13 protein-coding genes are annotated in these 22,220 nt (G+C 71.1%); 7 read left to right on the top strand and 6 right to left on the bottom strand.

Annotated features, from left to right (window positions below; translation table 11 throughout):
- Positions 1–103: 103 nt before the first annotated feature.
- Together D7I44_RS02630 and D7I44_RS02625 are read left to right on the top strand one after the other, a co-directional pair.
- Positions 104–3,148 carry an ATP-dependent helicase gene (locus D7I44_RS02630; RefSeq protein WP_162940014.1) on the top strand — a complete coding sequence of 1,015 codons (3,045 nt, stop codon included), beginning with the start codon at positions 104–106 and terminating at the stop codon, positions 3,146–3,148.
- Positions 3,145–6,414, top strand: a complete 3,270-nt coding sequence (locus D7I44_RS02625; protein ID WP_245979949.1) for an ATP-dependent helicase — start codon at positions 3,145–3,147, stop codon at positions 6,412–6,414. The genes D7I44_RS02630 and D7I44_RS02625 overlap by 4 nt, the downstream gene beginning before the upstream one ends.
- On the opposite strand, the gene D7I44_RS02620 is transcribed toward D7I44_RS02625, so the two are convergent.
- Positions 6,342–7,397 (bottom strand): phosphotransferase, encoded by a 1,056-nt coding sequence (locus D7I44_RS02620; protein ID WP_120788060.1) that lies wholly within the window; start codon positions 7,395–7,397, stop codon positions 6,342–6,344. The two genes, D7I44_RS02625 and D7I44_RS02620, sit on opposite strands and share 73 nt — an antisense overlap.
- Before the next feature lie 38 nt (positions 7,398–7,435).
- Here D7I44_RS02620 and nudC point away from each other — a divergent pair, with 38 nt between their 5' ends.
- Positions 7,436–8,383: an NAD(+) diphosphatase gene (nudC, locus tag D7I44_RS02615; protein WP_120788059.1), complete on the top strand. Its 948-nt coding sequence runs from the start codon at positions 7,436–7,438 to the stop codon at positions 8,381–8,383.
- The gene (locus tag D7I44_RS02610) at positions 8,380–10,074 is read left to right on the top strand and encodes an ATP-dependent helicase (protein ID WP_120788058.1); all 1,695 of its coding nucleotides are present in this window, start codon (positions 8,380–8,382) and stop codon (positions 10,072–10,074) included. Before nudC ends, D7I44_RS02610 begins: the two co-directional genes overlap by 4 nt.
- A gap of 1,013 nt (positions 10,075–11,087) precedes the next feature.
- Here the strand turns inward: D7I44_RS02610 and D7I44_RS02605 are convergent.
- Positions 11,088–12,434: a zinc-dependent metalloprotease gene (locus D7I44_RS02605; protein WP_120788057.1), complete on the bottom strand. Its 1,347-nt coding sequence runs from the start codon at positions 12,432–12,434 to the stop codon at positions 11,088–11,090.
- A gap of 82 nt (positions 12,435–12,516) precedes the next feature.
- On the opposite strand from D7I44_RS02605, the gene D7I44_RS02600 reads away from it, so the two are divergent.
- Genes D7I44_RS02600 through D7I44_RS02590 form a run of 3 tightly spaced genes read left to right on the top strand, consistent with a single transcriptional unit; the run spans position 12,517 to position 18,234 of the window.
- Positions 12,517–13,635, top strand: a complete 1,119-nt coding sequence (locus D7I44_RS02600; RefSeq protein WP_120788056.1) for a YlbL family protein — start codon at positions 12,517–12,519, stop codon at positions 13,633–13,635.
- A 9-nt stretch (positions 13,636–13,644) separates the two neighbouring features.
- Positions 13,645–16,617 carry a UPF0182 family membrane protein gene (locus D7I44_RS02595; protein WP_120788055.1) on the top strand — a complete coding sequence of 991 codons (2,973 nt, stop codon included), beginning with the start codon at positions 13,645–13,647 and terminating at the stop codon, positions 16,615–16,617.
- 21 nt (positions 16,618–16,638) lie between these two features.
- Positions 16,639–18,234, top strand: coding sequence for a Mur ligase family protein (locus tag D7I44_RS02590; protein ID WP_120788054.1), 1,596 nt, complete (start codon positions 16,639–16,641; stop codon positions 18,232–18,234).
- Between the two features lie 20 nt (positions 18,235–18,254).
- Here the strand turns inward: D7I44_RS02590 and D7I44_RS02585 are convergent, their stop codons facing one another.
- The 4 genes from D7I44_RS02585 to D7I44_RS02570 form a co-directional block, all read right to left on the bottom strand.
- On the bottom strand, positions 18,255–19,292 hold the full coding sequence (locus D7I44_RS02585; RefSeq protein WP_120788053.1) for an agmatine deiminase family protein: 1,038 nt from the start codon (positions 19,290–19,292) through the stop codon (positions 18,255–18,257).
- A complete protein-coding gene (locus D7I44_RS02580; protein ID WP_120788052.1) occupies positions 19,289–20,224 on the bottom strand; it encodes a nitrilase-related carbon-nitrogen hydrolase in 936 nt (311 codons plus the stop codon). The genes D7I44_RS02585 and D7I44_RS02580 overlap by 4 nt, the downstream gene beginning before the upstream one ends.
- 62 nt (positions 20,225–20,286) lie before the next feature.
- Complete coding sequence (locus tag D7I44_RS02575; protein ID WP_120788051.1) at positions 20,287–20,607, bottom strand: hypothetical protein; 321 nt, start codon at positions 20,605–20,607, stop codon at positions 20,287–20,289.
- A gap of 78 nt (positions 20,608–20,685) precedes the next feature.
- Positions 20,686–22,182 carry an amidohydrolase family protein gene (locus D7I44_RS02570; protein WP_120788050.1) on the bottom strand — a complete coding sequence of 499 codons (1,497 nt, stop codon included), beginning with the start codon at positions 22,180–22,182 and terminating at the stop codon, positions 20,686–20,688.
- Positions 22,183–22,220: the final 38 nt, after the last annotated feature.

Genomic DNA, 22,220 nt, shown 5'->3' with positions numbered 1-22,220 from the left:
GCGCACCCCAGTCCGCGTGTTCGCCAGAGGCGATGCCGCGCCATGCCGAACGATGTCGGGCCAGGTCCGCACGATGTCGGTGGAGCCCTATAGCTTTGCCAGCGTGCAACTCGACGCGTCTCAGCAAGCCGTTCTCGACCTCCCCCTCGGGCAGTCGGCGGTCGTGCTCGGCGCGCCCGGCACCGGGAAGACGTCGACCGTGGTCGAGCTGATCGCGGCGCGTGTCGCCTCAGGCGCGATCGGGCCCGACGAGGTGCTCGCGCTGTGCTCGAGCCGCACGGCGGCGACGGCGCTGCGCGACCGGCTGTCGCTGCGTCTCGGCGTCGCGACGCAAGGGCCGCGGGCGCGCACGGCGAACTCGCTCGCGTTCAGCGTGGTCGGCGAGCACGCCGCGGGTGTCGGTGCGCCGGAGCCGCGGCTGCTGACCGGCGCCGAGCAGGATCAGCTGCTGGCCGAGCAGCTCGCGGGCGACGTCGACGACGAGACCATCGCCTGGCCGGAGCACCTCTCGGCCGACGTGCGCCGCCTCGCGGGCTTCCGCGCCGAGCTGCGCGAACTGATGGAGCGCATGGTCGAGAACCGCATCTCGGCGGCCCGCCTCGTCGAGCTCGGCTGTGAGCGCGGTCTCGCGGAGTGGGTCGCGGCCGGCGAGTTCATCGCGCGCTACCAGGACACGCTCGACACGCTGCGCCCCGGCTTCGTGACGGCCGCAGAGCTCCTGGCGGACGCCGCGCGGCTGGTCGCCTCCGGCGAGGTCTCGCCCGGGGTGCGCCTGCTCGTCGTCGACGATCTGCAGGAGTTCACGCGCGCGGGCCTCGACTTCCTCGCCGCCCTGGCGAGGCGAGGCGTGCCCGTCGTCGCGTTCGGCGACCCCGACGTCGCGACGACGACGTTCCGCGGCGCGGACCCGGCGGCTGTCGCAGGGTTCGGGGCGCGCGTCGGCGGCGGCGCGCCGACGCTGACGCTGTCGACAGCCCACCGTCAGCCGGCTGCGCTGCGCGAGGTGACGAAGCGGGTGACCGAACGCGTCGGCACCGCATTGGCGGGGGCGCAGCGGCGCGCGGCATCCGTCACCGATCGTGTCGGGCTCGTGCAGAGCATCGTCGCCCCCAGCGATGCAGAGCAGTACGCGACGCTGGCACGGCGGCTGCGCGAGCTGCACCTGCTCGACCCGCGCACACCCTGGAGTCGGATGGCGGTGATCGTGCGCTCGGGCAGGCAGGTGCCAGAGCTCGCCCGCGCACTCGCCGTTGCCGAGGTCCCGACGCGCACGACCGCAGCGGCGGGGGCGCTGCGTGACGACTATGCGGCGAAGCAGCTGCTCACTGCGGTCGCCGTGGTGCTCGGCATCACGGCGCTCGACGGCGCCGTGGCGACCGAGCTGCTGCTCGGGCCGCTCGGCGGCCTCGACGTCGTGCAGCTGCGCAAGCTGCGCCTCGCCCTTCGCCATGAGGAGCTCGCGGGCGATGGCAGCCGGCCGGGCGATGCGCTGCTCGCCGAGGCACTGGCCGACCCGGGCGCGCTCGTGACCATCGAAGACATGGCGCCGGGGCGCGCGGCCCGGAAGCTCGCGCAGACCCTGCAGACGGCGCGCGGCCAGGCCCGCAGGGGCGCCACCATCGAAGAGCTGCTGTGGACCCTGTGGGACCGCAGCGGGCTCGCGGCGACCTGGTCGAAGCAGGCCGCCCGCGGCGGTGTCGTCGGGGGCGAGGCGAACCGGGACCTCGACGGCGTCGTCGCCCTGTTCGCGGCGGCGAAGCGCTTCGTCGAGCGCTCTCCCGGGCGGCCGCCCGGCGATTTCGTCACCGAGCTGCTCGAGGCCGCGGTCCCCGAGGACACCCTCGCGCCGCGCTCGCTCGCCGACGCGGTGCTCGTCTGCACACCGCCGGCAGCGGTCGGCCTCGAGTTCGAAGTCGTCGCGATCGCCGCGGTGCAAGAGGGAACCTGGCCGAACGTGCGTCTGCGCGGGTCCTTGCTGCATCCCCAGGCGCTCGGCGGCGCCGCCGATTCCGACGTTCTCGATGAGCGCACCGCGGTGCTGCACGACGAGCTGCGCATGTTCGCGCTCGCGGTGTCCCGGGCGAGCAGCCTGGTCATCGTCACGGCGAGCGAGGGCGACGACCAGCAGGCCTCCCCGTTCCTGCGCCTCGCCGAAGGCGAGCAGGTGCCGATCGCGGGGCATCCGTTCACCCTGCGCGGTCTGGTCGGCCAGCTGCGCAGGCGGCTGGCGAGCGTGCCGGCGGATGCTGCGGCCGCCGCGTCTCTCGCGACGCTCGCCGAGGCGGGCGTCGCGGGCGCCGACCCGGCGGAGTGGTACGGCGTGCTCGACCCCTCGGTCGACGGCCCGCTCGTCGACCTCGACGCCGATCTCGAAGCGACCGTGGCGGTCTCGCCGTCGCGTATGGCCTCATTCGAGCAGTCGCCCCTCAAATGGTTCGTCGACGTGATGTCCGGCTCGTCGGGCGGCCTCGCCACCGGAGTCGGCACGATCATGCACGCCATCATGGAGGTCGTGGCGGCCGAACCGGAAGGCGACATCAGCGTCGACCGCATCTGGGGCGACGTCGAGCGGCGCTGGGGCGAGCTGAACCTCGAGCCCGGCTGGGTCGAGCGGCGCGAGAAGCGCCGCGTGCAGAAGATGGCGCAGGGCCTGCACGACTACCTCGACGAGTTCGAGCATTCCGGGGCGACCCTGCTCGAGGCTGAGGGCACGTTCTCGCTGCGGCTTGGGCAGACGGTCATCAACGGAGCCATCGACCGGGTCGAGCGGCGCCCAGACGGCACCGTCGTGATCGTGGATCTCAAGACGGGGCGGCAGTACCCGAGCGGCCCCGAGGTGCCTGCGCATCCGCAGCTCGGCGCCTACCAGCTGGCGTACCACGATGGTGCGCTGCGCGACGAGGGTCCCCTCGGCGGCGCGAAGCTGGTGTTCATCGCGCCAGAGACGACCACGACCAAGAAGACCTTCCGCGAGATCCCGCAGCGGGCGAAGACCGAGGCGGAGTTCGACGAGTTCCGGGTGCGCGTGCACGAAGCCGGGCGCGGAATGGCGGGCGCCGAGTTCATCGGCGTGCGCTCCGACAACGGCCGAGACGGCTACGACTATCGCATCCACCTCGTGCCAGAGGTATCGGAGGCGGACGAATGACGAGCGGTCTCAGCCCGGCTTTCGATGTGAGCACGGCCACGCGCAGCGCCGACGACGTCGCGCGGCTGCTCGGGCAGGTGTACTCGCCGACGCCGCAGCAGCGCGCCGTGATCGAGGCGGGCGCCGAGCCCGCCCTCGTCGTGGCGGGCGCGGGCAGCGGCAAGACGGAGACGATGGCGGCGCGTGTGGTGTGGCTGATCGCGAACGGCCTCGTCGCCCCGGGTGAGGTGCTCGGCCTCACCTTCACCCGCAAGGCGGCCGGCGAGCTCGCCGCACGCATCCGCGGACACATCGACCGGCTACGGGCGGCCGGGGCGATCCCGGGCGGTCACGACCCGCTCGACGCGCCCACCGTCTCGACCTACAACTCGTTCGCCAACGCGCTCTTCCGCGAGAACGCCCTCGCGATCGGCCGCGAGGCCGACGGCGTGCTGCTCGGCGAGGCGGCCGCATGGCGCCTCGCCCGCATGGTCGTCGGCCGCAGTGAGGACCCGCGGCTGCTCGAGACGGAGCACTCCCTCGACAAGCTCACGACCGCCGTGCTCGACCTCGCGCACGCGCTGAGCGACAACGACGTCGCCGACCCGGGGGCGGTGCTGCGGCTCGCAGGCGAGTTCCAGGATCTGCTCGAGCTGCCGTCCGGCAGCACCAGAAGCCCGTCCATGGCGAAGGCGGTCGAGGCGGTCGTGCTCATGCGCGACCTGCCGCTGCTCGTCGACCTCGCCGTCGAATACGCGGCCGAGAAGCGCCGCCGCGGGCTCATCGAGTACAGCGACCAGGTGGCGTTCGCGCTGCAGGCCGTGAAGCGCCGCGGCGCCGGGATCTCCGAGGAGTACCGGTCGCGGTTCAAGGTCGTGCTGCTCGACGAATACCAGGACACCTCGTTCATCCAGACCGATCTGCTCGCCGGGCTCTTCGCCAGGCACCCGGTGATGGCGGTCGGCGACCCGAACCAGTCGATCTACGGCTGGCGAGGGGCGAGCGCCGACAATCTCGACGACTTCTCGCGGGCCTTCGCGGGCAGCCCCGGCATCGCGCCGACGTACCCGCTGACGATCAGCTGGCGGAATCCGACCACGGTGCTCGACGCGGCCAACCTGATCGCCGCGCCGCTCAACGCCAAGGCGCGGGTCGACGTCGAGCGGCTCGACGCCCGAGCCGACGCGCCGGTCGGCGGCGTCGAGGTGCGCTTCGAGCAGACCGTGCTCGATGAGGCGGCCGCCGTCGCCGCATGGTTCCGTGCGCGGTTCGCGGCCACGGCCGACGAGCCCCAGACGGCCGCGCTGCTGATGCGCTCCTGGAGCAGGACCGATGTGTTCACGAGGGCGCTGCGCGATGCCGGCATCCGCTATCACGTGCTGGGGCTGGGCGGCCTGCTCGAGCAGCCGGCCGTCGTCGACCTCGTGTGCGCGCTCAAGGTGCTCGTCGACCCCGACGCGGGCAGCGAGCTGCTGCGCCTGCTCGCGGGCGCGCGCTGGCGCATCGGGGTGCGCGACCTCCAAGCGCTGCGCGGCCTCGCCGGCTGGCTCGAGAGGCGCGACTTCCGGCAGCAGCTGCTCGACGGCGAGGTGCGGCAGCAGCTGCGCGGTTCTGTCGCCGAAGACGAGGGTGCGTCGATCGTCGAGGCGCTCGACTTCATCGGCACGGCCCGCGCCGAGCACGGCGCTCTCGCCGACTTCTCGGCAGCCGGCCTCGAGCGGCTGCGCTCCGCGGCGAAGCAGTTCGACGAGCTGCGCGGGCGCCTCGGCCTCGACCTGCTCGATCTCGTCACCCTCGTCATCCAGGAGCTGAATCTCGACATCGAGGTGCGCGCGAACGAGTCGGCGACCGGCGGCCAAGCCGGCCTCGACGCGTTCCTCGGGCTCGCGCGCGGCTTCAGCGCGAGCGATGACACCGGCGCGGGCGTGCGCGCCTTCCTCGACTGGCTCTACGAGGCGGAGGGGCGCGAGCGGTTCAGCCCCCGCACCGAGGCGCCGGAGCCCGGCTCGGTCCAGGTGCTCACGATCCACGGCTCGAAGGGGCTCGAGTGGGACCTCGTCGCCGTTCCGCGCCTCGTCGACGACGAGCTGCCGAACTCGTACCGCGACGGCGCCGGCTGGGTGCGCTTCGGGAAGCTGCCGTTTGACTTCCGCGGCGACCGCGGCGCACTGCCGGTGCTCGCATGGCGCTCGGCGCTGACGCAGAAGGAGTTCCTCGCGAATCTCGAGGAATTCAAGGGAGCACTGCGCGAGCGCCACCTCGACGAGGAGCGGCGTCTCGCCTACGTCGCCGTCACCCGCGCGCGCGACCGGCTGCTGCTCTCCGGCTCGTACTGGGGCGGTCAGACCAAGCCGCGGCTCCCCAGCACGTACGTCACCGAGCTGCGCGAGGGCGGTCTGATCGCGGCGGATGCCGTGCCCGACCTCGACTCCGACGAGAATCCCCTCGACGCCGAGCTCGCCGACCCTGTGCTGTGGCCGAAGAACCCACTGCGCGGCCGCGAGGCGGCCGTGCGCGCCGCCGCAGACGCGGTGCGCGCGCGCCTCGAGCTCGGGCCGGGTGACCCCGCTCGGGACTCCGGGCCGTGGCGCGACGAGCTCGAGCTGCTGCTGCGCGAACTGCGCACCAGAGGCGGGGCCGAGCCTGCGCCGCCGCCCGTGCGCATCCCCGCCTCCCGTTACAAGGACTTCGTCAGCGACCCCGTCGGAACGCTGCAGAGCCTCAGCCGCCCGATGCCCGAGCGACCGTACAAGGCGACGCGCATCGGCACGCTCTTCCACGCCTGGGTCGAGCAGCGCGCGGGGGTGTTCGGCCAGACCGAGGTCATCGACGCAGCCGAGTTCGAGCGCGACGATCTGACGCCCGAGAACGAGGCAGACGCCGACCGCCTCGCCGAGCTGAAGGCGACCTTCGAGCGCAGCGAGTGGGCGAGCCTCAAACCGGTCGAGGTCGAGCTCGAGATCCACGCGCCGCTCGCCGGGCACGTCTTCGTCTGCAAGCTCGACGCGGTCTACCGGCTTCCTGGCGGCCGCACGCAGATCGTCGACTGGAAGACCGGCAAGGCGCCGGCCGACGATGACGATCTCGAGCGGAAGCAGTTCCAGCTCGCGCTCTACCGGCACGCGTACGCCACGTGGACCGGCGCAGACCCCGAGTCGATCGACGCGGTGTTCTACTTCGTGGCAGACGACGCGGTCATCCGCCCCGAACGCATCTACTCGTCGTCGGAGCTCGAAGAGCGCTGGCTGTCGACGTTCTCGTCGATCGGCGCCAGCCCGTCGGAGTGAACCGGCCGCTCCGAGAGCAGCTCCTCGACCTGCGCCGCGTCGAGCACGGGCACGGTCGCCTGCTCGAGAGGGTCGACGCCGTTCTGGTGGACGCGCTCGACGAGCGTGTCGAGCATCGCCTCGGCATCCGCGATGATCGCCTGATCGTGAAGTTCGTGGCCGTGCAGCAGCCAGCGGGCGAGGTCGAGCTCGGCGTGCAGCAGGGCCCGGTGCTGCAGGCGAGGGTCGGTGGACGCCTGACGACCCATCTCGTACCACGAGAACACCGCCTCGGCGGCTTCGGGCTGGGCGCCCATCACCCAGGCGAGGTCGCGCGCCGGGTCGCCGATCGACAGTGCCGACCAGCCGATCACGGCGCGCACTGCGGCCTCGTCGACGAGCAGGGAGTCGGCCGACAACGCCCCGTTGATGACCGTTGGCACGAACTGCCAGAGCGACTCGTCTGCGGCCGCCTGGTTCCAGCGGGCGCGCAGCGCTGCGGGAAGCGAGCCGGTCGCCTGTGCGCGGTCGATGACAGACAGCACGGCGCGCTGCGCGTCGTCGGCGCTCTGCTGGGGCAGGCCGGCGTCGAGCACGAAGCCGGTCGGCAGCGAATGGATCGCCGCGACCGCCTGCCCGGCGGAGACCGCGATCTCGCCGTGCACCCGGTCGAGCTCGAGCGGGCGCCCCGGCAGGAAGTCGTAGACGACGGCGCGCGAGCCGTCGAAGGGCGCCTGCCCGAGCGCGGTCGGCAGCTCGAACGGCAGGCGCGAGCGGATTCCGCCTGTCATCGCCCCCAGCGCGATGAGGTCCGCGGCCTGCTCGGTCTCCGCCGCCTGCGTGCGCGGGACGCGGATGATGAGCTCGCGCCCGTCGGCCACCTGCATGATCGCGGCGTCGTAGTCACCGTGTTCCCCCGTCGTGTGCTCGCGGGTCGCGACCACCTCCAGGCCGGGAACCGCCGCCGTGGAGAGCGCGGCTAGAGTGAATGGGGTTCTGGCCATGCCCCTCAGGGTAGGCCCGCGCCCTCGAAGGGACACGGATGACACGTCGCACGGCGCTCGAGCCGCTCACCGGTCTCGTCGTCGATCGCGACGCTGAGCGGCGCGCCCGCCCCGAGCTGTTCGACGAGCTGCTGGCCGACCCGGCGACCCGGCTGCTTCCCCTGTGGCGCGGCAAGGCGCTGACGACGACTGCGGAGGGAGAACGGGCCCTCGACCTGATCACTCCCGACCGCCAGACCGCAGCGCTCCTGCGCGTCTATCTGGGCCGCACGGTGGCGAGCGGCATCCCGGTCATCGCGGTTACCCTGACGGATGCCGCGGCCGTCGAGCTCGAGCCCGACCAGTCCCGCTGGGTGGGCCTGCGCGAAGCGGGAGCCGACCTCGGCGAGGTCGACTACGCCCTGTTCGTCGAGGCGGTCGCTATCGCGAACTGGCACGAGTCGCACACGCACTGCCCGCGTTGCGGCACCCCGACCGTGGTCGAGCAGGGCGGCTGGGTGCGCCGCTGCTTCGTCGACGGCAAAGAGGTCTTCCCGCGCACCGACCCGGCGATCATCGTGCGGGTGCTCGACGACGCCGACCGCATCCTGCTCGGCAGCAACGCCATGTGGGAGAACAACCGCTGGTCGATCCTCGCGGGCTTCGTCGAGCCCGGGGAGCCGTTCGAGGCGGCCGTCATCCGCGAGGTGCATGAAGAGGCCGGCGTCGTGTGCACCCGCCCGAGGTACCTCGGTTCGCAGCCGTGGCCCTTCCCGGCATCCGTCATGATCGGCTTCGAGGCCCGCGCCGTCGCGCAGGGCGAGGTGCCGACCCGCCCCGACGGGCAGGAGATCCTGGCGGTGCGCTGGTTCACCCGCGACGAGCTGTGGGCCGAGCGCGACGACCTGAAGCTGCCGATGTCGGCGTCGATCGCGCACGCCATCATCGCGGAGTGGTACGGCGGCCCGCTGAGCGAGGCGCCGCGGCAGGGGCGAATCGCCCCGTGACCCCCGACGACCTTCTCGCCGGCCTCGACGCCGAGCAGCGGGTCGCGGCCGAGGCGCTGCTCGGGCCCGTCTGCATCCTGGCGGGAGCCGGCACGGGCAAGACCCGCGCGATCACGCACCGCATCGCCTACGGGGTCGCCACCGGGGCCTACGCGCCGAACCGGGTCATGGCGCTCACGTTCACGAACCGGGCGGCGGCCGAGCTGCGCGGCAGGCTGCGCCAGCTCGGCGCAGGCGGGGTGCAGGCGCGCACCTTCCACGCGGCGGCCCTCGCCCAGCTGAACCACTTCTGGCCGGTCGTCGCCGGCGGTCGTGCGCCCGAGCTGCTGCCGGGGAAAGCGCGGCTGCTCGGGCAGGCCGCGCAGCTGCTGAAGCTGAAGCTCGACACCGCGACGCTGCGCGATGCCGCAGCCGAGATCGAGTATCGCAAGGTGAGCGGCCTCGGCATCGAGGCGTACGCGAAGGCCGGCAGGCCGGCGCCAGGAAACCTGAAGCCCGAGCAGCTCGCCGACCTCATGGCCGGCTACGAGACCCTCAAGGACGAGCGCAAGCAGATCGACTTCGAGGACGTGCTGCTCGCGACGGCCGGCATGATCGAGTCCGAGCCGACGGTCGCGATGCAGGTGCGCGAGCAGTACCGCTTCTTCGTCGTCGACGAGTACCAGGACGTCTCGCCGCTGCAGCAGCAGCTGCTCGAGCTGTGGCTCGGCGACCGCCGCGACCTGTGCGTCGTCGGCGATGCCAGCCAGACGATCTACACCTTCGCCGGGGCATCGAGCGGATTCCTGCTCGGTTTCGAGCGCCGGTGGGAGGACGCCACCGTGGTGCGCCTCGAGCAGAACTACCGCTCGACGGCGCCGGTCGTCGCGGCGGCCAACGAGCTGATGCGCGGCCGCCAGGGGTCCCTCGTGCTGCATGCCGCCCAGCCGGAGCCGGCTCCCACACCCGCCGTGGCCGGCCATCCGACCGACGCGTCCGAGGCGGCTGCCGTCGCGGCATCCATCACCGCCTCGATCGCCGCGGGCACCGCGCCCGAGTCGATCGCCGTGCTCTACCGCTTCAACGTGCAGTCGCAGGCGCTCGAGGCGGCGCTCACGCAGGCGGGCGTGCCGTACCGCGTCCACGGTGCTCAGCGGTTCTTCGATCTGCCAGAGGTGAAGCAGGCGGTGCTGTCGCTGCGCGCCGCCTCTGTGACGGTCAGCGGCGAGCCGCTGTTCAAGTCGGTCTCCGACGTGCTGCGGTCGCTCGGCTGGAGTCAGAGCCCTCCCGAGGGCGCGGGCGCCGTGCGCGACCGGTGGGAGAGCCTGAACGCGCTCATGACGCTCGCCGACCAGGCGGCCCCCGGCACGAGCTTCCGCCGCTTCACCGACGAGCTTCTCGAGCGCCAGGCGAGCCAGCACGAGCCGACCGTGCGCGCCGTCACGCTCGCGACGCTGCACAGCGCGAAGGGCCTCGAGTGGGACGAGGTGCACATCATCGGGCTCGCCGAAGGCCTCGTGCCGATCTCCTACGCGACGACCTTCGAGCAGGTCGATGAAGAGCGCCGTCTGCTCTACGTCGGCATCACGCGAGCGAGACGGCGGCTGCGGCTGAGCTGGGCCGAGACCGGAACGGGGCGAGCTGCCGCACGTCAGCCGTCTCGCTTCCTGGCAGAGCTCGGCAGCCGCATCGAGCGTGCGGCGCGTGCCTGACGAGCGTCTCGCCGCCGTCTGGGCGCAGTTCGAGGGTCGCGCCCACCAGCTCGCGTGAGCCGCCCTGCAGGTGCGCGAGCAGTTCGCCCACCGCGCGCAGGACGACGGATGCCGCGAACCGCCCGCCCTCGACAGGCGATCTCTTCGCCGTGAGCTGCGCCGCGATCACCGGCCATGCCGGATCCTGGTCGGCCCGCTCAAGGTCGAGGCAGGCGAGGCACGGGCCGAGCCCCGGCTCGACGAACGGGCCGATGCGAGCCCCGCGCTCGCCGAAGACCACGCCGAGGTGCGGCACGTCGCGGCGCAGCCAGGCGCTGTGCCTGCCGGTCGCGATCGCGTAGGAGCCGAGCAGCACCGCGGCATCCGTCTCGTCGCCGAGTGCGGGCAGCGCGTCGACGAGCCGCACGCCGAGCCCCGAGAGCACCTCGGCGAGCTGCCCTGCGGCCGGGCCGCCGCCGTCGACCGCGACGCGCAGCGTGGCCGGGCCGGGCGCCTGGGCGGGGCGCGCCGCGGCCGCGTCGAGCAGCGCGGGCCGTACTGCCTCGAGCAGCGCCTCGCTGTACTCGGCCCCGACCCCTGCGGCCTCGGCGACGACCTCGAGCCCTTCCCCGGGCACGCCGACCGCGAGGGCCGCGAGCAGCCGCTCGGTCGCATAGCTCACCCCGTCGAACACGCACACGACGGGGTCGACCCCAAGCTGCACCGCGGTGGGCGAGCGCCACACCACGGGCACGGCAGGGTCGAGGCGAAGGATCACGCAGCAAGCATCCGCCAGTCTGCGCGCCCGGCGCTCCGACTGTCCACAGGCCCGCGATCCGCGACATCATGCCAACGGCACGCGCGGCATGGGCCTTGCCATCACGGGCATCGTGCTCGCCAGCATCGGCGGCGCGATCTATGCCGTGTTCCTGAACCTCCGATAGGAACCGGGCCTAGTTCGCACGCAGGGCCCTGTCGTATCGTCCGATCCGTAGGAACAATCGTCCGGATTGCGCACGGTTCCTACGCTGCCGCTACCCCTCAGCGGGCCGGTCGCCCGAGTCGTCGTTCAGGAGGTCCTCGAGAGCCCGGTCGAGCGCGTCCATCTCGGGGTCGACGGGCGCGTTGCCCGTGAGCTTCGCGATCAGTCGCTGCGGGTCGTCGATGTCGGCGGCTTCCGGCTGCAGGTCGGGGTGCGACCACAGCTCGTCGCGCTTGACGGCCCCCACGGCATCCGTCACCTGACGCCACATGGCGGCCGCCTCGCGCAGCCGGCGCGGTCGCAGCTCGAGCCCGACCAGGGTCGCGAACGCCGACTCGGCCGGGCCGCCCGCCGCGCGGCGGCGGCGCACGGTCTCGGCCACGGCGTCTGCGCGCGGCAGCCTGGTCGTCGCCTCGTTCGTGACCACGTCGACCCAGCCCTCGATGAGCGCGAGCTGAGTCTCGAGGCGCGCCAGGGCCGCTTCCTGCGCCTCGGTCTTCGGCGGGATCAGCGCACCGGAGGCCAGCACCTCGCGCAGCTCTTCAGGGTTCGCCGGGTCGAACGACGACGCGACGTCTTCGAGCCGCTCGGTGTCGATCGAGATGCCGCGGGCGAACTCGGTGATCGCGGTGATCACCTGAAGCCGCAGCCACTTCGCGTGCCGGAACAGCCGTGCGTGCGCGAGCTCTCGAACGGCCAGATACAGAGCCACTTGATCGTCTGCGATGTCGAGGCCCTCGCCGAAGTCGCGCACGTTCTGCGGCAGCAGCGCCGCCTGCCCGTCCTCGAGCAGGGGAATGCCGATGTCGCCGCCGGAGACAACTTCGGTGGACAGCTGCCCGACCACCTGGCCGAGCTGCATCGCGAACAGGGTGCCGCCGACGGCGCGCACCATCTGGCCGGCGTTCGCGAGCATGCCCTGAAGCTCCTCGGGGGCCTGCTCGCTCATCACCTTGGTCAGCGAGTCGGCGATCGAGTTCGCGACCGGTTCGGCGAGCTGGGTCCACAACGGCATCGTGCGCTTCACCCACTCGCTCCGAGACAGCAGCGCGGGGGTGGCGACGAGCGCGCCCACCGACGTCGCCTCGTCGAGCCACAGTGCGGCGACATGGAACGCCTGCTCGAGCGCCGACGTCTGCCCCGGGGGCGTCGCGACCGACCCCGACTGCGCGAGCTGCCGCCCCTGCTGCAGCGCGAGGTCCCAGTTGATCGACCCGTCGGGGTTGCCGCGCAGCGCGCCCTGCAGCTGCGTGATCAGCTGCTGGATGCTGGCCGGGTCGCTCGGCAGGCCCGCCGCTCCCGCCAGCTTCTGCGGGTCGAGCTCGGCGTTGCCGGCGAGCATGTCGCGCAGCATGTCGCGCAGGGCGTCCTCGGGAGACTTGTCGTCTTCGTCCGACATCGCGTGCAACCCTCTCGTCAATGGCATAACGCGCCCGGATACTATTCAGGCGCCCGTCCACGCTAACCCGGAAAGAATCGCGATGACCTTGTACTCGGAGGAGCCTGAGAACGCTGTGCGCGAACGGATGCCGCGCGCGAAGCGCATCGGGTACGTGCTGCTCGCAGCATCCGTCGCCGCCATCCTGATTCTGGGCTTCGCCCCGAGCCCGTACGTCATCGAGCAGCCGGGACCCGTGTTCAACACCCTGGGCGTTGACACCGCCGTCGGGCAGAAGGCGACGTCCAACGCGAAGCCCGTGCTGGCGGTGCGCGACCGGCAGACCTACCCGACGAGCGGCTCGCTCGACCTGCTCACCGTCAACGTGGTCGGCAACCCGCAGCAGCTGCCGAACTGGTTCCAGGTCATGACCGCCTGGTTCCAGCGCTCGAAGTCCGTCGTTCCTGTCGAAGCCGAGTTCCCGCGCGGCCAGACCGCCGACCAGGCGAACCAGCAGAACGCGCAGCTGATGTCGACCTCTCAGCAGGACGCGACCGCCGCCGCGCTCGTGGCCCTCGGCTACGACATCGAGCAGCACGTCGTCGTCGCCTCGGTCGAGAAGGGCTCCCCGGCTGACGGCCACCTCAAGCCCAACGACCGCATCGACTCGGTCGACGGCTCAGCCGTCGAGTCCGTTCAGGATCTGCGCGACGCGGTGCAGGCGCAGCACGGCGGCCCCGTGACGCTCACGATCGAGCGCGGCGGCGAGAAGCAGGACGTCTCGCTCAAGCCGGAGAAGTCGGGCGACTCCTTCATCCTCGGCGTGGCAGCCGGCCAGCAGTACGGCACGCTGCCCGTCACCGTCGACTTCCAGCTCGCGAACATCGGCGGCCCGAGCGCGGGCATGATGTTCGCGCTCGGCATCTACGACAAGCTGACTCCCGGCTATCTGAACGGCGGCAAGCGCGTCGCCGGCACTGGCACGATCGACGCGCAGGGCAACGTCGGCGCGATCGGCGGCATCAGGCAGAAGATGTTCGGCGCACGCGCTGCCGGTGCCACCGTGTTCCTCGCCCCGAAGTCCAACTGCGACGAGGTCGTGGGCCGCGTGCCCTCCGGCCTGAGCGTCTACGCTGTGAACACGCTGACCGACTCCTTGAACGTGCTGAAAACCGTCTCCGAGCACGGCGACACCAGCAAGCTCGCAACATGCCACAGCTAGGCTGAAAACGTGAGTTCCGCCGCTGCCTCCGGTCCTGCCTCTGGCCCTGCTCGGCCGCCCGTCGACCGCCGCAGGCGCGCAGCCGTGTGGATCACGGTCGGCGCCGTCGTGGTGCTCATCATCGCGTTCTTCATCTTCGCGAGCGTGTTCACCGATGTGCTCTGGTTCCAGCAGCTCGGCTACCTCGGCGTGCTCACCACCCAGTGGTGGTGGGGGCTCAGCATGTTCGCGATCGGATTCCTGGGGATGGGCTTCCCCCTCTGGCTGACGATCCAGCTCGCCTACCGTCTGCGGCCCGTCTACGCGAAGCTCAACACCCAGCTCGACCGCTACCAGCAGGTCGTCGAGCCACTGCGGCGCCTCGCGATGTGGGGCGTGCCGATCGTGTTCGGCCTGTTCGCCGGCATCGCGAGCTCGAGCCGCTGGCAGCTCGCCGCCGAATGGATGCACTCGACGCCGTTCGGCACGAGTGACCCGCAGTTCCACATCGACGACGCGTTCTACATCTTCCAGCTGCCCTTCTACCACTCGGTCGTGAGCTTCGCGCTGGCGGTGCTGATCATCGCGTTCCTCGCGACGATCGCGACGGCCTACCTCTACGGCTCGATCCGGGTGAGCGGCCGCGAGGTGCGCATCTCGCGCTCCGCGCGGGTGCAGATCGCCATCATCGGCGCCGTCTACATGGTCGTGCAGGCGCTCAGCATCTGGCTCGACCGCTTCGACACCCTGACCGATTCGAACGTCAAGGACTCCATAACCGGGGCGGCATATACGGACGTGCACGCGACGATCCCGGCGCGGACGATCCTCGCCGGCATCGCCGTGATCGTCGGGCTGGTCTTCGTGCTGACCGCCGTCACCGGCCGCTGGCGCTACCCGCTCGTCGGCCTCGCGCTGCTGATCGTGAGTGCGATCGTGATCGGCACGCTCTACCCGTGGGGTGTGCAGAAGTTCACCGTCGACCCGAGCGAGAAGCCGCGGGAGACGGCATATGTCGAAAAAGCCATACATGCCACGAGGGATGCCTACGGGGTGTCGGACATCGACGTGCAGCCCTACAACGCGACCTCCGACACGCCGGCAGGAGCACTGCGCGAGGACGCGGACACGACGGCGAGCATCCGCATCCTCGACCCCACCCTCGTCAGCCCGGCGTTCAGCCAGCTGCAGCAGTTCCGCCAGTACTACTCGTTCCAGCAGAACCTCGACGTCGACCGCTACACGATCGACGGGCAGACGCAGGACACGGTGGTGTCGGTGCGCGAGCTCAACCAGGAGGGCCTCGGCTCGTCGACGCAGAACTGGTTCAACGACACCTTCGTGTACACGCACGGCTACGGTCTCGTGGCGGCAGCCGGCAACACGCGCGCGAGCGACGGTGCGCCGGACTTCCTCGAGTCCGGCATCCCCACCTCCGACACGCTCGGGAAGTACGAGCCGCGCGTGTACTTCGGCGAGGAGTCGCCGCCGTATTCGATCGTGGGCGCGCCCAAGGGCGGCAAGCCGGTCGAGCTCGACTACCCGGCCGGGAAGGACGGGAAGCAGGCGACCTACAACACCTACGACGGCAACGGCGGCCCGAAGCTGTCCAACATCTTCGTCCGGCTGCTGTACGCCCTGAAGTTCCAGGACGAGCAGATCGTGCTCAGCGACCAGGTGAACCCCGACTCGCAGATCCTGTACAACCGCGACCCGGTCGACCGCGTCAAGCAGGTCGCACCGTTCCTGACCCTTGACTCGAACCCGTACCCGTCGGTCGTCGACGGCCACATCGACTGGATCATCGACGGCTTCACGACGAGCGATCAGTACCCGTACTCGATGAGGCAGTCCATGTCGGGCGCGATCGCCGACTCGCAGAACGACCGCCAGCCGTTCCCGATGGACAACGTCAACTACATCCGCAACTCGGTGAAGGCGACCGTCGACGCGTACACCGGCAAGGTCACGCTCTACGCGTGGGACCCGAGCGACCCGGTGCTCAAGACCTGGGAGAAGATCCTGCCGCTCAACATCAAGCCGGTCTCCGACATGAGCGCGCAGCTGATGAGCCACGTGCGCTACCCCGAGGACCTGTTCAAGATGCAGCGGCAGATCCTCGCGTCGTACCACGTGACCGACGCCGGCGCCTTCTTCTCGAACGAGGACGTGTGGAAGTCGCCGCCGGACCCGTCGAAGGACGGCACGACGGTGCAGCCGCCGTATTACCTGACGATGAAGCTGCCGAAGCAGTCGAAGCCCAGCTACACGCTGTATTCGACGTACATACCGGCATCCAACTCGAGCGCCAGCAGAAGCATCCTCAAGGGGTATCTCGCCGTCGACTCCGACGCGGGCGATACGCACGGGAAGGTGTCGAAGGACTACGGGAAGCTGACGCTGCTCACGATCCCGTCCGACGACAACGTGTGGGGGCCCGGCCAGGTGCAGGCGACCGCCGAGTCCGACCCGGGCGTCTCGCAGCAGCTGAACCAGCTGCGCATCGTCGGCGGCTCGACCCAGGTGCAGTACGGCAACCTGCTGACGATTCCGGTCGGCGGCGGCATGCTCTACGTCGAGCCGGTGTACGTCAAGTCGACCGGCTCGACGAGCTACCCCCTGCTGCAGGAGGTGATCGTGTCGTTCGGCACGAAGATCTACATGCAGCCGACGCTCGACGCGGCGCTCGACCAGCTGTTCGGCGGCAACTCGGGCGCGAATGCGGGCGACCAGGGCACAGAGACGACCCCGCCGCCGACAGCGGGCGGCGACGGCAGCGGCTCAGGGTCGGGCGGCAGCGGCACGTCCACGCCGACGCCCACCGCGACGCCGACCGCTCAGCCCGGCAAGAACGCGGCGCTGCAGCAGGCGATCACGGACGCTCAGAACGCGTACAGCGACGCGCAGGATGCCCTGAAGAACGGCGACTGGACGGCATACGGCGACGCGCAGCAGCGCCTGCAGGAGGCCCTGCAGCGCGCGGCTCAGGCCGAGGGCCAGTGACCCGCTCGATAGACTTCCCGAATGCAGAGCGTTCCCCCCGTCCTCCGTCCTGAGCACCCGACGCCCCGGCCGCTGGCGGAGTTCGCGGAGCACTTCGGCCTCGAGGCCGACGGGTCGCTCGAGGGTCTGACCGCCACGGGAATCACGCTCGCGACGGCCGATCTGCGCAGCGGCGAGATCTTCGTCGGCATCCACGGCGTGCGCGCGCACGGTGCGTCTTTCGCGCCCCAGGCGGTCGACAAGGGCGCGGTCGCGATCGTGACGGATGCCGACGGCCTGGCGCTCGTGCGCGAGGCGGGCCTCTCCGTTCCGGTGCTGGTGACAGACGACCCGCGCGGCCATCTCGCCGACTATTCGGCGTGGGTCTACGGCACCGCGGATTCCCCGCTCAAGATCCTCGGCATCACCGGCACCAACGGCAAGACCTCGACCGTGCACCTGCAGGACGCACTGCTGACGCAGCTCGGCGTCGTCTCGGGCATGTCGTCATCGGCGCAGCGGCACATCGCCGGGGAATCCATCACCGCCCGTCTCACGACGCCCGAGTCGAGCGAGCTGCACGCCCTGCTCGCGCTGATGGTCGAGCGCGGAGTCGAGGCGTTCGCGCTCGAGGTCAGCGTGCAGGGCATCGTGCGGCACCGCGTCGACGGCTTCAAATTCGACGTCGCCGGGTTCACGAATCTGCAGTACGACCACATGGATGACTTCGCGGACATGGACGAGTACCTCGCCGGGAAGCTCCCCATGTTCCGCGCCGACCGCGCGAAGCGCGCCGTCGTGTCGCTCGACACGCCGGCCGGCGCCGTGGTGGCCGAGACCGCCCGCGGGGAGGGCGTGCCCGTGGTGACCATCGCGACGCCGCAGATCGCCCTCGACCAGGAGCTCGCTGCCACCGCCGACTGGATCGTCGAGGCCGGCGAGAGCACCGCAGACGTGCACACCGCGTTCACGCTGCGCTCGGCCGACGGCACCCGGTCGCTGACGAGCGTCACGCCGGTCATCGGCGCGCACATGGTCGCCAACACGGGCATCGCGATCGTGATGCTGCTCGAGGCGGGCTACGCGTGGGACGACATCGTGCAGGTGCTCGAGCGCGACGGCGGCATCCAGACGGTGCTGCCCGGCCGCACCGAGGTCGTCACGACGGGCCGCGGCCCTGTCGTCTATCTCGACTTCGGGCACACCCCCGACGGCTTCGAGCGCACCACGCAGGAGGTGCGGAAGGTCACTAAGGGCCGCCTCATCACGATGATCGGCGCCGACGGCTCGCGCGACACGACGAAGCGCCCAGCGATGGGTGCCGCGGCAGCGCTGAACAGCGACGCGACGATCGTCACCGACCACCACCCCCGGTGGGAGGATGCGGCGGTGATCCGCGCCGGGCTGCTGAAGGGGGCGCTCGAGGCGCGGCCCGACGGCGACATCCGCGAGATCTTCCCGCCGGAAGAGGCGATCAAGGTCGCCGTGGGGATGCTGGGGGAGGACGACGCCCTGCTCTGGTTCGGCCCCGGCCACCAGACCCACCGCGAGATCCAGGGTGTGCGGCACCCGTACGACCCGCGGGGCATGGCGACCGCGGCGCTCATCGAGTCCGGCTGGGGCCCTGTCAGCGACTGACCGCCGCAGGCGGCCGACAGCTAACGCTGCGCCGGCTGCTGCTGAGTGATGCAATGGATGCCGCCGCCGCGGGCGAACAGCGGGCGGGCGTCGAGCGACACCACGCGACGCCCAGGGTAGGCGTCGGCGAGGATGCCCGCCGCCCGGTCGTCGGCCTCTGGATCGCCGAAGGCGCACGCGATCACGCCCCCGTTCACGACGACGTGGTTGACGTAGTTGTAGTCGACGGGCCCCTCGTCGTCGCTGAGCACGCCGGGCGCCGGCAGCTCGACGATGTCGAAGCGGCGGCCTGAGGCATCCGTCTGGCCCTCGAAGAAATCGCGCAGCATCCGCGTCACCTCGAAGTCGGGGTGCGCCGGGTCCTGCTGCGTGTGCAGCAGCAGCGTGCCGGGGCTCGGGATGGTCGCGACCATGTCGACGTGGCCGCGCGTGCCGAACTCCTCATAGTCGCGGGTGAGGCCGCGCGGCAGCCAGATGGCCTTGCGCGCGCCGAGCGTGCGCGCGAGTTCGGCTTCCACACGCTGTTTGGTGGCGTACGGATTCCGGCCGGCATCCAGCTGCACCGTCTCGGTGACGAGCACCGTGCCGTCGCCGTCGCCGTGGATCGCGCCGCCCTCGTTGACGAGCAGCGAGCTCACGACCGGCGTGCCGGCTGTCGCGGCGACCGTCTGGGCGACGAGGGAGTCGTTGCCCCAGGTCGCCCACGCGGGGGCGCCCCAGCCGTTGAACACCCAGTCGACCGCACGCAGGCTGCGCCCGCTTCCCTCGGCCGTCTCGTCATGCACCCACGTCGGCCCGATGTCGCGCATCCAGGCGTCGTCGAGAGGGGTGACGACCGTCTCGATATCGTCGCGCAGGTAGCGCGTCGCGACGGCGATCTGGCTCGGGTCGACGACCACGGTCACGGGCTCGAAGTCGGCGGCCGCGGCCGCGACGTCGGCCCACATCCGCCTGGCCTCGTGAGCGTCGGCCGCCGTCTCGCCGAGCGTGTACCCGCCGGTCGGGAAGGCGAGCCAGAGCCGCTCCTGCGGCGCGGTCTCGGCCGGCCAGACGGTCATGCCAGCCCGGCGTAGGTGTCGGGGCGGCGGGTCGTGAAGAACGGGAACAGCTCGAGCCACTCGCCCCGGCTGGTGAGGTCGAGGTCGGCGACGAGCACCACCGACTCGTCGCGCGGCGCCTCGACGAGCACGCGGCCGTACGGGTCGGAGATGAAGCTCGTGCCGTAGAACGTCAGCGCGCCCTCGTCGCCCCAGCGGTTCGGGACGACCATGTAGAGGCCGCTCGTGATGCCGTTCGCGACGATGACCTTCTGCCACAGAGGAGCGGTGTCGAAGTCGGGGAAGTCGGGCTCTGAGCCGATCGCGGTCGGGTAGGCGAGGATGTCGGCGCCGGCCAGCCCGTAGCTGCGGCTGACCTCGGGGAACCACTCGTCCCAGCAGGTGGGCAGGCCGAGCCTCGCGCCGCCGAGCGCTGCCACGGGGTAGACGGGGTAGGGGTCGTCGGCGGGGCCGGGCCGGAAGTAGGTGTCCTCGTAGTAGCCGGCCGTCACGGGGATGTGCGTCTTGCGCGTGCGCCCGATCAGCTCCCCGTCGGGGCTCACCACGATCGCGGTGTTGTAGCCGCGCGGGTCTGCGGGCTGGTCGTCGTCGGCCGGGCGCTCGTAGAGGCTCGCGTGCACCACGATTCCGTGCTTCGTGGCCTGCTCGGTCGCGAAGGCCAGCGTCGGACCCGTCTCGAGCGATTCGGCCGTCTCCTTCACGTTGCCCTCTGCACGCACGTCGGCCGGATACTTCGAGAAGGTGAGCTCGGGCAGGAACACGGCCTGCGCGCCTGCCTCGGCGGCGAGCGCGATGCCCTCGGCGAGCTGTGCTTCGAGCTCAGCAGGGTCGGGCAGCCAGCGGTGCTGCACGAGCGCGACGCGCACGGTATGCCGCGGGCTGTCGTCGGTCTTGAGGTACGGCTTCGGCGATTCGGCGGTGATGACGCGCATGGGCCGATTGTGTCAGAGCACTCGTGTCGTGCGCGTTTCCGCGATCGGGACGGCTCCTGCGCTCAGCGGCCGCCCTCGACCGAGATGCCCGGCACGTCCTTCAGCGCGTCGACGAGCTTCACCCGCACGCGCGCCTCGATGTCGTGCCGCGCCGTTCCGCCGCGGGCGAGCTCGGTCGCCGTGCTGATGGCGTCGTCGAGTGCGCTGACGACGGTGTGCCGCACGCCGGCCGCCGGCGACTCGGCGTCTCGGATCACCCGGTCGAGCGTCGCCGACGCCTGGTCGAGCTTGCGCTGCACGGGCATCCTCGGGTCGGTGACGATCCCGACAAGCTTGTTGACGAGTTCGCGCGAGAGGTGTGCGACACCACGGGAGGAGGCCATGCGTCCAGTCTTCCAAAGGCTGACGTCTGAGCGAGGGCATCGCGGTAGGCGGGGCGCGGAAGCGCTCTGGGAGCAGTACTACTGGACTTCGCTCCGAGCGTGCGTGTGCGCTTTCGCGGTTGCCTGCGCCTCGTCGGCGTGCGTGCGCGCGGTCGCGAACTCGGTGTACATGTACGGGTTGTCGAGCACCTTCGACTCGGGGATCTCGGGGTTCATGCCCGCGTTCCAGACGTCAGTGCCGAGCGCGGATTCGAGGTACGACACGGTCTCGCCCGCCAGCCGCTTGGCTCGCGCGACGTCGATGCCGACGAGGCGATGGTCGAGCTTGACGACCTGCCCGTCGACGAGCACCGTGTGCACGTCGCCGCGGCCGGCCTGCAGCGCGACATGGCCGTACGGGTTCACGATCGGAAACATCGTCGGGTCGCCGCTCTTGACGAGCACCACGTCGGCCTTCTTGCCGGCCTCGAGCGACCCGACGACGCCGTCGAGTCCGAGCGCCTTCGCGCCGCCGCGGGTCGCCATGTCGACGACCTGCTCGGCACGCAGCGCATGGTGCGTGATGGTCTGGCCCGCAGCATGCGCGATCATGTGCTCGTGCGCGCGGTCGGCGCCGAGCGTCGCCCGCATGGCCGAGAACAGGTCGGACGAGAACCACACGCTCGTGTCCACCGACAGCGACATCGGGATGCCGAAGGCGCGAAGCGCCCACGACGGCGGGAACCCCTGCCCGCAGCTCTCCTCGCTCTCCGTCGACAGCGACACCGTGCCGCCGGTGGCCGCGATGCGCTGGTACGAGTCGTCGGTCAGCGTGGCGGCGTGCACGTAGACGGTGCCCGGCGCCATGAATCCGTTGTCATACATCAGGCGGATGCCGTCGTCGTTGGTCGCCCCCCACACACCCGCGTGCGTGGTGACGGTCAGGCCGAGCTCGCGCGCGACCTCGAAGGCGGCGCGCTCGGGGAAGGCCGGGTCGCCGGTCACGTCGAAGGCGAGCTGGAAGCCGAGCCGGTCGCCGCCGGTGTTGTGGTCGCGGATGAACCTCTGCACGTCGTCGCGCACCGCCCACTCCCACGGCCCGGCGAAGATGTCGCCGTAGGCGAAGACCCAGCGGCCCGTCGTCTCGGTGAGCGCCGACAGCGCCGCCTCAGCGTGGTCGACCGTGCGCAGCCCGTGCGACCAGTCGACCGAGGTGGTGACGCCTGCGTCGACCGCGTCGATCGCGGAGACCAGGTTGCCCGCGTAGTGGTCCTCCGGCCGGAACTTCATGCCGTGCTCGAGGTAGTACCAGACGAAGTACTGGGTGAGGGTCCAGTCGGCGCCATAGCCGCGCATCGCCGTCTGCCACATGTGCCGGTGCGTGTCGATCATGCCGGGCATGACGATGCCGTCGCTCGCGTCGATCTCGAAGGTGCCATCGGGCACTTCGAGCGCGTGGCCGACCGCCGCGATGCGTTCGCCGACGACGAGCACGTCGCCGCCGCGCAGCAGCGTGTGTTGGTCATCCATGGTCAGCACGGTTCCGCCGCGGAACACGATGGGCTGGCCGGGGGCCGGCTGGGGGTGGTCTGACATGAGTGCTCCTTTGCGACTCGGGTTCGGGTTGGGGTTCG

Source organism: Gryllotalpicola protaetiae (assembly GCF_003627055.1).
Classification (GTDB): domain Bacteria; phylum Actinomycetota; class Actinomycetes; order Actinomycetales; family Microbacteriaceae; genus Gryllotalpicola; species Gryllotalpicola protaetiae.
Note: the sequence above shows the minus strand (reverse complement) of the source record. Positions and strands in the feature narration are given on the sequence as shown.